General features: G+C 67.9%; 12 protein-coding genes. All 12 read right to left on the bottom strand.

Going from position 1 to position 12,641, the window contains the following annotated elements; translation table 11 throughout:
* Positions 1 to 55 precede the first annotated feature (55 nt).
* The gene (locus V3B41_RS01425) at positions 56 to 1,192 is read right to left on the bottom strand and encodes a substrate-binding domain-containing protein (protein WP_197650149.1); all 1,137 of its coding nucleotides are present in this window, start codon (positions 1,190 to 1,192) and stop codon (positions 56 to 58) included.
* A gap of 446 nt (positions 1,193 to 1,638) precedes the next feature.
* The gene (gene gspF, locus V3B41_RS01420) at positions 1,639 to 2,838 is read right to left on the bottom strand and encodes a type II secretion system inner membrane protein GspF (protein ID WP_295549596.1); all 1,200 of its coding nucleotides are present in this window, start codon (positions 2,836 to 2,838) and stop codon (positions 1,639 to 1,641) included.
* A gap of 7 nt (positions 2,839 to 2,845) precedes the next feature.
* Positions 2,846 to 4,279, bottom strand: coding sequence for a type II secretion system ATPase GspE (gene gspE / locus V3B41_RS01415; RefSeq protein WP_197619305.1), 1,434 nt, complete (start codon positions 4,277 to 4,279; stop codon positions 2,846 to 2,848).
* Positions 4,276 to 6,657 (bottom strand): type II secretion system secretin GspD, encoded by a 2,382-nt coding sequence (gene gspD / locus V3B41_RS01410; protein WP_049431553.1) that lies wholly within the window; start codon positions 6,655 to 6,657, stop codon positions 4,276 to 4,278. Before gspD ends, gspE begins: the two co-directional genes overlap by 4 nt.
* A complete protein-coding gene (gene gspM / locus V3B41_RS01405; protein WP_197619309.1) occupies positions 6,654 to 7,181 on the bottom strand; it encodes a type II secretion system protein GspM in 528 nt (175 codons plus the stop codon). The genes gspD and gspM overlap by 4 nt, the downstream gene beginning before the upstream one ends.
* Positions 7,178 to 8,341, bottom strand: coding sequence for a type II secretion system protein GspL (gspL, locus tag V3B41_RS01400; protein ID WP_197619311.1), 1,164 nt, complete (start codon positions 8,339 to 8,341; stop codon positions 7,178 to 7,180). Before gspL ends, gspM begins: the two co-directional genes overlap by 4 nt.
* The gene (gspK, locus tag V3B41_RS01395; protein ID WP_049431544.1) at positions 8,338 to 9,243 is read right to left on the bottom strand and encodes a type II secretion system minor pseudopilin GspK; all 906 of its coding nucleotides are present in this window, start codon (positions 9,241 to 9,243) and stop codon (positions 8,338 to 8,340) included. The genes gspL and gspK overlap by 4 nt, the downstream gene beginning before the upstream one ends.
* 9 nt (positions 9,244 to 9,252) lie before the next feature.
* A complete protein-coding gene (gene gspG, locus V3B41_RS01390; protein WP_049431540.1) occupies positions 9,253 to 9,690 on the bottom strand; it encodes a type II secretion system major pseudopilin GspG in 438 nt (145 codons plus the stop codon).
* Between the two features lie 57 nt (positions 9,691 to 9,747).
* Entirely contained in the window at positions 9,748 to 10,305 is a 558-nt protein-coding gene (locus V3B41_RS01385) for a hypothetical protein (RefSeq protein WP_238378699.1), read from the bottom strand.
* 144 nt (positions 10,306 to 10,449) lie between these two features.
* Positions 10,450 to 11,001 carry a hypothetical protein gene (locus V3B41_RS01380; RefSeq protein ID WP_049431535.1) on the bottom strand — a complete coding sequence of 184 codons (552 nt, stop codon included), beginning with the start codon at positions 10,999 to 11,001 and terminating at the stop codon, positions 10,450 to 10,452.
* A 58-nt stretch (positions 11,002 to 11,059) separates the two neighbouring features.
* The gene (locus V3B41_RS01375; RefSeq protein ID WP_197633742.1) at positions 11,060 to 12,040 is read right to left on the bottom strand and encodes a DUF4880 domain-containing protein; all 981 of its coding nucleotides are present in this window, start codon (positions 12,038 to 12,040) and stop codon (positions 11,060 to 11,062) included.
* Positions 12,041 to 12,109: 69 nt separating this feature from the next.
* Positions 12,110 to 12,640, bottom strand: a complete 531-nt coding sequence (locus tag V3B41_RS01370; protein WP_049431529.1) for a sigma-70 family RNA polymerase sigma factor — start codon at positions 12,638 to 12,640, stop codon at positions 12,110 to 12,112.
* Position 12,641: the final 1 nt, after the last annotated feature.

Below are 12,641 nucleotides of genomic sequence, written 5' to 3'. Positions count from 1 at the left end.
GCGCCGGCATTGCTGCCGGCGCCTGTTCAGGCCTGGAAGTAAGCCCTGCGAGCGATTACGGACGGCCGAGGCCGGCGCAGGTGCTCGGGTTGTTCAGACCAGCGGTGCTGCCAGCAACCACGAAGCGGGTACGGATCGCATCGCGCCAGGTGGCGGTCAGCGGAACGAAGCCGTGGGCACGCGAAGCGGCATCGTTGTTGCCGTTGTAGTGACCCAGCAGGAAGCTGCGCAGCGCGGTGGCCACAGCGGTGGTCTTGTAGCACTGGCCCAGATCGAAGTTGGTGTAGCCCACGATCGGGTAGCCGACGGCCGGCGGGTTGGTGAAGACCGGCACCCAGTTGCGCGGATCGTTGGCAGCGGCACCGGTCGGCGGGGCGACGGTGTTCAGCGTCGCCTGAACGCTCGGATCGTTCGGCGAGTAGCCGCGGACCTTGGCGATCTTGGTCGCGTCATCCAGGTTCGGAACCACGTCCGGGCCGATGTAGCCGATGCCGCCGGTGGTGGCATAGACCTTGTCGTACAGCGGCTGGCTGCCCAGCGCCGACGCGGTCACGAAGTTGACCGGCAGGGCCGAGAACTGCTTCCAGAACTCCTGGGTGGTGCTGAACTTGCCGCCGATCAGGTTGGTTCCGGCAGTGTCAGCGGCCGAGCAGGCGCTGGCGAGGAAGCGGGTCAGCAGTTCGGTGGTGCCGCTCTTCTCGTTGCGGTAGACGACGGTGATCGGGCCCGAACGGCTGCTGTCGACGTCGCTCCAGTTGGTGATCTTGCCCGAGAACACGCCGCACAGCTGGCTGACGCTCAGATCAAGGTTGCCACCGGCACTGTTGAACGGGATGGTCACCGAGGTGCCGACCGAAGGAATCTGGATCAGCGGACCGTAGGTCGGGGCGAAGTTGGCGGTGTAGGCGGTGATCTCAGCGTCGGTCAGGACCGAGTCGCTACCGGCGAAATGCACGGTGCCGGTGGTATTGAACAGCTGAGCCTTGTTTTCCAGGAAGGCCTGCTTGCCAGTGCCCGAACCGGTCACTTCATAGCTGAAGGTCGACGGCAGGATGCTGTCCGAGGAACCTTTGTACAGCTTGGCCGGCAGCGAAGCGCCGCCGCCCTGCACGAGCGACTGGGCCGAAGCGGCACCGGCGGTGGCGAGCAGCGCGGTGGCAACCAGCGCGGCCAGGGTCTTGTACTTGTTCATGATCTTCTCCTGAAGGGTTTACTGCGAAGGGAAACACCGAGGGAGGAACGGTCACTACACGCCTGCTGCCGCCGAGGGCCTCCCAGCCCACTCTGCGGCGACGTGGCTATGCTGGTCGCCGCCGATGACAGGCCGCTTAAGAAACCTGTGGAAGATCGAAAAAAGGTGTGGAGGATTGTGTGGAGAATCGGCTGGATGGAATCGACTGATGGAATCGGCCGGCTAGAGCCGACTGGGTAGAGTCGACTGTTAGTCGACTACCCTTCACCCGCAGTAGCAGTACGAAGCACGCGCTCTGCGCGCTAGTCGACTAACAGTCGACTCTACCCGTGATGCGCTTTGCGCATCATTGCACCAAGGGGTTGAGGATGTCAGTAGATCCACGCCATGCGTGGATGGATCACCCACCACGCGGGCCGTACGACGTATCCACGCATGGCGTGGATCTACTGCACCAACTGATTCATTTCCATGATCGGCATCAGCACGGCCAGCACGATGGTCAGCACAACGCCGCCCATCACCAGGATCATGGTCGGCTCCAGCAGTGCGGTCAGCGCCATCGCACGACGTTCGATCTCACGCGAGATCGTCTGCGCGGCGCGATCCAGCAGCGGTGCCAGCGAACCGGTTTTCTCGCCACTGGCCACCAGGTGCACCAGGATCGGCGGATACACCTTCTGTACCTTCAATGCCGCACCCAACGCAGCCCCTTCGCGCACGCGTGCGGACACGTCATCGGCGCAGCGCGCCAGCAGCGCGTTGCCGAGGGTCTGTCGCGCCGCCTCCAGTGCACGCAGCAGTGGCACGCCGGCATCCAGCAGGATCGCCAGTGTCGAGGCGAAGCGCGCACTGTTCACGCCCAGCACGAAACGCCCGACCATCGGCACCCGCAGCAGCACCGCGTCCCAGCGCAGGCGCAACTCGGGCCTGCGCAGAGCCAAGCGCCAGGCCACCACCAGCGCAGCGACGCCCAGCCCCACCCACACGCCCCAGCTGCGCACGAATGCGCTGGCCGCCAGCATCACCTGGGTCAGCATCGGCAGCGTCTGCCGCGCCTGCACGAACGCCGTCACCACCTGTGGCACCACGTAGCTGAGCAGGAAGATCACGATCGCCACCGATACCAGGCTGATCGCAGCCGGGTAGATGAAGGCGGTCAGCACCTTGGCCTGCAGCGCGTTGCGTTCTTCGATGTAGTCGGCCAGGCGCTCCATCACCCGCGCCAGGTCGCCGGAGTCTTCACCTGCACCCACCAATGCCCGATAGATCGGCGGGAAATCACGTGGTCGCGCGGCCAGCGCCACGGTCAGGCGCTGGCCGCCGCGCACATCGGCGCGCACTGCGGTAAGCGACTGCGCAACATGCGGGCGCTCGGCCTGCTCGATCACCGCACTCAATGCACCTTCCAACGGCAGGCTGGCGGCCAGCAGGCTGGCCAACTGGCGCGTGGCCCAGGCCAGCTCGCTCGCGGACAGCCTGCGAGCGCCCCAGCCACTGCCGGCACTGCGCGCCGCACTCACCTGAACAGGAGTCAGCCCGCGCCCACGCAGCACCTGCCGAGCACCGCGTGGGCTGTCGGCATCCAGCTGCCCTTTCTCGATGCGGCCCTGCGCGTTGGCAGCCTGGTAGTCGAACAGTGCCATGCAGGCCTCAATCGTCGCCGGTGACGCGCAGGATCTCTTCCAGCGTGGTTACCCCGCAGTCGACCCAGCGCTGGCCGTCCTGCCGCAGGGTACGCATGCCGGCACGCCGCGCCGCCTCGCGAAGCGCGGGCTCACCCTGCCCTTCATGGATCAGCGCACGCACGCGATCGTCCACCACGAACAGCTCGTGGATGCCGGTTCGCCCCCGATAGCCGCTGTTGGCGCAGGCCGCGCAGCCCACCGCGCGCCACACGGTTCTGCCATCGCCGTCCACCTCGGCACGCCGGCACTGCATGCACAGCCGCCGCACCAGCCGCTGCGCCAGTACGCCGCGCAACGACGAGGCCAGCAGGAACGGCTCCACGCCCATGTCGGCCAGGCGGGTCACCGCCGAGATCGCATCGTTGGTATGCAGCGAGGCCAGCACGCCGTGGCCGGTCAGCGACGACTGCACGGCAATCTGCGCAGTTTCCAGGTCGCGGATCTCGCCGATCATGATGGTGTCCGGATCCTGGCGCAGGATCGCGCGCAGCGCGGTGCCGAAGCTCATGCCGATGCGCGCATTGACCTGGATCTGGCCGATGCCAGCGAAGTCGTACTCCACCGGGTCCTCCACGGTGAGGATGTTGCTGGTGCTGCTGTCGAGCTGGCCCAACGCGGCGTAGAGCGAGGTGGTCTTGCCGCTGCCGGTCGGGCCGGTCACCAGCACGATGCCGTGCGGCTGCCGGATCAATCCGGTGAACGTGGCCAGGGTGTCATCAGCCATGCCCAGGCGCTGCAGCTGCAGACGGCCGGCATCCTTCTCCAGCAGTCGCAGCACGGCGCGCTCGCCATGCCCGGTCGGCACCGTGGAGACACGAATGTCCAACGGACGCCCACCTACGCGGATCGCGATGCGCCCGTCCTGCGGGAGGCGCTTCTCGGCAATGTCCAGATGGGCCATGATCTTGATACGCGACACCAGCGCTGCGTGCAGGGCGCGGCGTGGCTGCACCATGTCGCGCAGGGTGCCGTCCACGCGGTAGCGCACCACCGAATGGGTCTCGAACGGCTCGATGTGCAGATCGCTGGCGCCATCGCGCGCAGCCTGTGCCAACAATGCGTTGATCATGCGGATCACCGGCGCATCGTCCTGCGCATCCAGCAGATCGGTGACCTCCGGCATGTCCTGCATCAGCCGGTCCAGATCGACTTCGCTTTCGGCGGCACCGACCACGGCAGCGGCATCGCCGCCGTCACGGTATTGCTCACCCAACCGCTGCTGCCAGGTCGCGGCGTCCAGCGCTTGGAAGGGCAGCGGGCCATGCCGGCGGCGCAGTTCGGCTACGGCCCACGCCGCGGTGTCGGCGGTGCCCAGCAACACAGGCTCGCCGCCCGCCTCGGACAGCATCACGCCATGGCTGCGCACCCAGGCGTACGGCAGCGGCGCGGTGGCGCTCACGGCCCGATCACCAGTTCCGGCGTGTAGCCCAGCCCGCGCAGCTGCTGCAGTGCCGGGTCCAGCGTTGACGGATCGCGCGGCAATCGCACGCGCAGGCGTTGCCCGCTCTCGCCGGGCGTCGCTTCGGCATAGGCCTGCAGGCCCAGTGCCCGCACCTGTGCCACGACCTGGCTGGCACGCGCCGGGTCCAGCCCCTGCGCGAACTGCACCAGCTGGGCATCGCCGTTACCGGCCGGATACAACGCCGCCAGGCTGGTGTTCTGCAGCGGCTGACCCTGCCCATCGCGCGCATTGCCCTGGCCGAGGACAGACAGGTCCTGCGGCGGCAGCTGTGGTGCGGACAGCGCTGGCAACGCCCAACTCTGAACCGGCTGCGCGCCGGCCTGCGCGTTGCGCATGTAGTCGTAGCGGTCGCGGGTCAGGCGCTGGCCGGCGGCGGGGTCGCGCACCACGTGCGGGCGCAGGAACACCATCAGGTTGGTCTTGGCGCGCTTGCGCGTGTCGCTGCGGAACAAGGCGCCCAGCACCGGGAGCTTGCCCAGCCCCGGCACCGCATCACGGCCATGGCTGACGCTGTCTTCCAGCAGGCCACCCAGCACCATGATCTGGCCATCGTCCAGCAACACGCTGGTATCCAGGGCGCGCTTGTTGGTGATGATACCGGCCGTGCTGTTCGCGCTCTGCGCGTCGATGCTGCTGACTTCCTGGTAGATGTCCAGCTTCACCGTGCCGCCCTCGGAAATCTGCGGGCGCACCCGCAGCTTCAGGCCGATGTCCTCGCGCACGATGGTCTGGAACGGGTTGTTGCTGCCGCCACCGCCGTCGGTCACGTAGCGGCCGCTGACGAACGGCACGGTCTGACCGACCATGATGCTGGCCGCCTCGTTGTCCAGCGTCATCAGGTTCGGCGTGGACAGGATGTTGGCGCCGCCCTTGCTCTGCAGCGCGTTGGCCAGCGCTTTCATGTTGAGGATCTGGCCGACACCAGGAAGGTTGATGGTGCCGTCGATCACGCCGATCTTCAGGCCATCCTTGGGCAGCACGTCCAGCGTGGTGCGCGCGGTGGTGCTCAGCCCGCTGCCGCCGGTGGCACCACCGAAGTGGGTGCCGCCAAAGGTGCGGCCATTGCCCAGCATCCACTGCACGCCCAGCTCGGCCGCATCGGTCTGGTTGACCTCCACGATCAGGCTCTCGACCAGCACCTGTGCCCGGCGCTGGTCGAGCTGGTCGATCACCCGGCGCAGGTTGCGGTACACCGGCTCCGGCGCCGAAATCAGTAGCGTATTGGTGGCCACGTCCGCCTGCACCGAGACCCCGTTCTGGCTGAAGCCGGTGCTCCCCGCATCTATCGGATCGCGCCGGCTAGGGTCCAGCCGCTGCGATTCCAGCGCATTGCCTCCAGTCTTGGCCTGCTGCGGCTGCGACGGCTGCGCAGGCGTGGAACGGTTGGCGTCACCCGGCAGTGGTGTGATGCCTTCATTGCTCCCCATTGCCGGTGCATCGCTCTGCCCGGCCACCACGCCCCGCAGCACACCGGCCAGCTGGTTGGCCTGGGCATTGCGCAGGTAGACCACATGCAGGTTGCCGGACTCGTCCTGCGCGCGGTCCAGCTTCTCCACCAGCTGCCGCGCCAGGCGGGTGCGACCGGGACTGCTGGAACGCAGCAGCACGCTGTTGCTGCGCGGGTCAGCCATCACCACCACCTTCTGGGTAGGCTCGGCGCCCTGCGCATCCAGCAGCGGCGCGACCATCGCCGCCACGTCAACGGCAATGCCCTGCTGCAGCTTCACCACATCGGTGTCCATGCCGGTCGGCGTGTCGACGCTGGCGATCACCCGTGCGATGCGCTCCAGGTTGTCGGCATAGTCGGTGATCACCAGGGTGTTGTTGCCCGGGTTGGCAGTGATCGGATTGTCCGGGCTGATCATCGGCCGCAGCACTGCCACCAGCGCAGCCGCGTTCTCGTAGCGCAGCGCAAAGGTGCGCGTGGCGATCTCGCCCCCTGCACCGCCGCTGCCCACGCGGCCACCGAGCAGCTTGGCGTCGGCCTGCGGCACCACCCGGCTGACCCCGCTGTTCTCGACCACCGCAAAGCCACGCATGCGCAGTGCGCCCAGCAGCAACTGGTAGGCCTGGGTACGGCTGACCGGGCCGTCGGAAACCACTGTCATCTTGCCGGTCACCCGTGGGTCGACCAGGAACTGGCGTCCGGTGAAGCGTGCCGCCATGCGCAACACGCCACCGATATCGGTATCCACCAGGTTCAACTGCACCGGCTCATCGCGGGCGTCCTGCGCCAGCACCGGCGCCGGTGCGTGGGCCATGCACACGATCAGGGCCAGTGCGGTACTGCAGGCAAGGCTGGGCATCACCCTCATGGATGGGCACCCACGTTGAGCGCCATCACGATGTTTCCGGAAATCCGTGCCGCCGGCATGTTCGCATCCCCTGTGCGTGTCAGTTGCAGCTGCTGCAGTTCGATGGCCGGATCGGCCAGCACGGGCAGCAGCCAGTTCCACAGCGCGTCAGCGGGCACCGCCTGAACCTGCAGGTGCCAATGCCCGTCGCGCGCTTCGATATGCAGTCCGTCGGCGAGTCCGGCCGACTTGATTTCGTCACGCAACCTGGCCATCGTCGGGCGCTGCCCCTGCATCTGCTGCTGGCGCTCGCGTGCCTGCAGCAGTGGCGCCAGGACACGCGCCTGCGCCTGCAGCCGCGGCAGCTCGGCCTGCCAGTGCGTGCGCTGCTTCAGCAGCGGCTCCAGCCACAACATCCACAGACCCGCCGCCAGCAGCGCCACCACCATCACCCACAGCATCAGCCGGTCGCGCGGTGGCAGGCGTTGCCAGCGCTGCTGCAGGCCCGTCATTCCCGCGACCAGCCGCAGGGTCCGGGTCGTCACTGTCCAGCTCCGCTCACCCGCAGGCGTCCACCGGCTTCGCGCGCCAACTGCAGGCCCTGCGCCTGGACCGCTTGCTGCCAATGCTCAAGCCGCTGCGGATCGTCGGCCAATGCCTGGGCGTCGGCATCCAGCTCCATGTCCAGCTGCCCGGGCTGGTAATGCAGGCTCCGCACCTGCCCGGCCAGCTCGGGAACCACCTGCAGCATGCCGGCTACCTGACGCTGCAGCGGCGGCAACGGCGGCGCCGGCAGTGGCACGGCCAGTGCTCGCCTTGCCTGCAGCACCGGGTCCACCACGTCGGTGATCTCCGGGAAGCGTGCGCTGAACTGGCGTGCCATGTCCTGTTGCAGGGCCTCGCCCTCACTTCGCCACCGCGAGACCTGCAGTTGCAGACCGAGCGCGGCCAGCAACATCGCCGCCAATGCCAGCCCGATCGCAAGCCGCGGCGCTTTCTGGCCCGCCCCGGGCAGAGGCAATGACCAGCCTGGCAAGGGGCCAGAGGCCTGCCGTTCATGGGGGATGGCAGTGGCGGGCAGACGTTCCGGCCACGTCGGCGGCACACCATCAATCCACTGCACGGCCTGCATGCCGGCCTGTTGCAGGCGCACGGCCAGCGCCTGCATCACCGCACAGGCATCCCGTCCGCCATACCATTGAACGAAACCCCGATCGCGCCCGCTGCGTACCAGCAGGTGCTCGCCGCTGACCTGCAGCGTGGCATGGCCGTCCTGCCAGGGCAGCAGCAGCGGCGTCGGATACAGCGCCTGCAACCGCAGTGCACACGAAGCCAGCAGCTGCTGGGCCTGCAGGACCGCCTGCTGGCCCAGCCAGGCCACAGGAACCGTGCCGTCCGCCGCCTGCGCACCGTGGGCCAGCGCCACCTCCTGCAGGTCATCCAGCAGCATCGCCTCCACCTCACCCTGCAGCGCCGACTGCAGGCGGCGCCCGGACAACGGTGGCAGCTGCAGTTCCAGCAGGATCAGGTCATTCGGATCGAGGCAGGCATGCACCGCGGCCTGCGGATGCCGCAGGCCCAGCGCCGCCAGCGTGTCGCGCCCGTGCGCCAGCACCTCGCCCTTGTGCAGCTGCGCCCAGTCCACCGCGCTGTCGGCGCGCAGACGCTCAAGCGCCGGCAGGCGCACCCGAATCTGCACGGTCATGCGCCGATCCTCGTCCACACGCGTTGCACACGCACGCCATCGTCGCGGTACTCGCGCCAGAGCAGCGCGCGAAAATCAACCGCGCTGCCGTCAGCCTGCACCTGACCGATGGCCAGGAACCACTCGCTATGGATACCCAGGGGAAGCACGACCATCTGTTCGTTGCTCAGTTGAAGTCGGTTGGCGATGTCGCCGCGATTGAGCAGCCAATGGCCAGCGTCGCGCTCACCGAGCAGCGCCTGCAGCCGCGCCGGATCGACCGCAGGCGTCACCGCCTGCAGAACGCGCAGGTCGCTGGTGTTGGCGTTGACCAGGGTCTGCGCCGGCAACACCACGGTGCGAAGCGCCAGCGCCTGCAACGCCACCGGATCGGCACCCGGCAGCGCCTGTTCGATCAGTGATTCACGCGGCAGCGGCGCCTGCGCCTGGATGTCGCCATCGCGCAGGCGTGCCTGGATATGGTCCGCCGCCGAGGCACAGGCACCCTGTCCCAACCCCTGCCCGACGCACAACGCGATGAACGCGCGCCGCGCCTCGGGATCCGGCTGGCCATGGGCCAGCAGATTGCGCAGGTTGAACATCGACTGGGCATCGACCAGTTGCAGCTGCACCGGCAGCGGTGCCTGAAGCTGCAAGGGACGCGCCCAGCGCCCGCTGCGCACCGTGGTCAGCTGTTCCTTTACATCCTCACGCAGCTGCTGCGCCGCACGCTCCAGCGTTGCGTCCACCGCCATGCGCACCTGCGCGCGCAGCTGGTCGCCCCGCAGCGCGCGCAGTTGGGCCGACTGCCGGGTCAGCAGTGCCGTGGCAATTACCGCCACCAGCGCCACCACCAGCAGGGCGACGATCACCGCCATGCCACGTTGACGGACACTTGAAACAGAACGCATCCGGGCTGACATCGGCCTGCCTCACAACTGCCAGGAGCCGATGTCCGCGTTCCCGGCGTCGCCCCCGGGCTTGCCGTCCGCACCCAGCGAGAACACATCGATGTCGCCGTGGGTGCCGGGAATCTGGTATTGGTAAGGATGGCCCCACGGATCATTCGGGAGGCGGTCCAGATAGGGCGTGACCGGCATCGCACCACTGCCCTGCGGGGGCTTCACCAGTGCCTGCAGCCCTTGCTCGGCGCTGGGATAGCGCCCATTGTCGAGCTTGAACAACTTCAACGCCTGCATCAGCGCCGCGATGTCCTGTCGCGCCGCGACCACGCGTGCCTGGTCAGGGCGATCCATCAACCGCGGTACGATCAACGCGGCGAGGATGCCGATGATCACCACCACCACCATGATCTCGATCAGGCTGAAGCCCTGCTGCCGAGCCCTGCGACCGCGAACCTGCCTTGCCATTGTTCCGCCCTCGTCATCCTGGAAGAGACCGCTGCGCCATGGTCAGCGGTGCATGTGTCAGTACGATAAACATCCGCCTGCAATTCGCTGCGCTGGCGCCAGAGGAGACGCACGTGCAGCCCGCACCCGTGCCGCCTCGATCAGTTGCGGCGGCACACTGGCTAGCGTTTCGTCGATGCACGCCCGCAGCAGCGGATGCACGCACGCCTGCAGCAGGCGCACGCACTGCATCGGCGACCACGCGGTACCGTGGTCGAGGCCAATGAACATCCTGTATGCCTGGTGGTAGCGCAGGTCGTCGTACACGCGCTGCGCGCCGCTGAGATCACGCACGACCACCAGCAGGGCCGCACGTTGCAGCAGCCGCGCATCGCCCGCGTCAAGCGGCAGCGCGCCCATGGCCGCTTCGGGCCACGGCCGCAACTGCAGGTCGAGCGCCCTGCGCAGCGCCAGCAGCGGGTGCGCACTGCTGTCCAGCGCAGCCCAGCGCGCCGCGTCCGCCCACGCATCACTGGACAGCACCCAGACCCATGAACGTCCATAGCGCTGCACGTTCAGGGGGGCGTGCCGCGCCTGCTCCAGCGACTGGCTCAGGTGGCGATCCAGCTCCAGCATGCTGATCCTGCGACTTTCTGCCATCTGCGTCGCCCATGCTCCGCGACGCGTAGTGCGTCGTACTCTGGAGAAGACGTCAGCAAGGCAGGTGAAGCGACACCGGGAACGTGACTCTGTGCGCTGGTTAGTGCTTCATCGGCAACGTCATCGCAGCGCCATCCGCTTGCAGGCTTCACGCTGCAGGCGTGGCGCGTCACCGCCGCAGCGGCGGGCCAACATCGCCACGTCGCTGCGCGCAGCGAATGCAACCCATGCATCGGTCATGTCCACGTCATCGCACCATGATGCCACCGCGACGCGCAGCGCCGGCAGCTGCCAGCCCTCCATCACGCCGTGGCTGCCTGCCACGAACCAGTGCCACAGCCGGTGGTGCAGCACCTGCTCGTGCAGCTGCACGAGATCGTCAACGCCATGCATGTCCATCAGCAGCAACGCGCGCGCAAGCGCCGCAGGTGGCAGTGCCCCGCTTTCAGACAACGGCAACAGCTGCTGCTGCAGCCGCAGCAGCATCGCCAACGGATGCGATTGCGGATCGAAGTCCAGCAGCACAGCCTGTTGCTGCCACTGCGCGTCGGACACCACGCACACCCACGGCGAGCCATAGCGATGCACCATCAAGGGGCGTCGCTGCGTGGTTTCCAGCAGCGCCGACAGATTGCGGCGCAGATCCAGCACGCCGATGGTCTCGTTGCGCATCCTTGGCCTCTCCTTGCTTGCAACAGCCCTGCGCGGTGCGCACGGCCAGCGTCTTCATCTACCCAAGGACGGCGATGCCACCCGGAAAGCGACGCAGATCCAGCGACATCGTCAGTCGCAGCTGCTCCAGCGCCGCATCCGGATCATCGATGCGGAAGCGGCCGCTCACCGGGGCACGTGCCAGCGCCGATTCGCCCAGCAACACTTTTCCGCGGCGGTAACGATTGATCTCGTCGACCACCTCGCGCAGCGGTGCGCGGCGGAACACCAGCATGCCTTCGGTCCAGGCACTCACGTCCGAGGCCACGGCCTCAGCCACCACGCCACTGAGGCGCTCGTCGTACCGGGTCTGCTGGCCGGCCTGCAGCTGCAGCCGGCCCTGCGGGTGCTCGATGCGCGCACTACCGTGCAGGCAGGTCACCCGCACCTGGCCCAGGGTGTTGCGTACGTCCAGGCGCACCGCACCTTCATCGGCAATCACGCAGCCCGCCCCGGCGAACAGCGCCAGGCGCAGGCCAGACCCGGTTTCGATCGCGGCCTGGCCCTGCACCAGCTCGAAGCCTGCGCCCTTTGCATCCGCCCGCCGGCGCAGGCTGCTCTGCGTATCCAGTTCGATCTTCAGCTGCGGCGAAGGCGCGATCTGCAGCCGTTCACCGGTTCCGGTATGGAAATCGGCCGCCATCGCCGTCACCGATGGCCACAACCCCAGCGGCGGGCGGATCGCCGCCACCACCACCAGGCTGGCCGGCGCCGCGATGGCAGCACCGAGGAAGGCACGGCGGCTCCAGCGCTGGGTCGGCGTCGGCGCGACAGGCTGCCGTGCCTCTGCAGGCAACTGCTCGCCCGCCAGGCGTACCTGCTCCCATTGTCGGCGCGCACGGCCGAACGCCTCACGATGGCGCGGGTCGGCCTCACACCACGCGCGGAACCTGTCCCCATCGGCGGCGGTGGCCTCGCCCGAGGTCAACCGCACCACCCACGCGTGGGCCTGCCGCTCGACGGCATCCAGCGGGCGTTGCGGGCGATCGTCAGGATCCATGGGGACTCATGCCGGACCCGCACGCTGCGGGGTTCTGCTCGGCGTCAAAGTGTAGACGGATGCCGCCGCTCAGAACCGCACCTGGCGCCCCTGCCCACTGCGCTCGGCAAGGTAGTCCTGGGCCGCCTTCAGCTCGCGCTGCACCAGCCGCAGCGATACACCGAGGTGATCGGCCACGTCGCGCTGCTGCAGGCCGTCGACGCGGATTGCCAGCAGGATGCGGCGACGGCGCTCGGGCATGCGCTGCAGCAGCCCGACCATGTCTTCCAGCGCGAAGTCCAGCTCGGCCGCCTGTGCTGGGCCCGGTGACGGATCGGCCATGTCCATCAGCGTGTCCACTTCTTCCAGGCTGAGCAACCGGTGGTCAGCACGTTGGCGATCAATCACGGTGTTCATCGCCATGCGCAGCAGGTAGGCCGCCGGATTCTGCACCGCATCCAGGCGGTCACGGCGCGCACTCAGGCGCATCCAGGTGTCCTGCAGCGCATCGCCGGCCAGCTCCTCCGAACCCAGCTTGCGCACCAGCCTGCGCTTCAGCTCGTCATAGGCGCCCAGAAGGTGGTCCATCAGGTCAACTGCCCCAGCCGTACCGTTGCTCATG

Origin of the sequence: Stenotrophomonas sp. SMYL89, from assembly GCF_036319985.1 — a bacterium.
In the GTDB taxonomy this organism is placed as follows: domain Bacteria; phylum Pseudomonadota; class Gammaproteobacteria; order Xanthomonadales; family Xanthomonadaceae; genus Stenotrophomonas; species Stenotrophomonas maltophilia_Q.
This window is presented reverse-complemented; position numbering and strand designations above follow the sequence as displayed.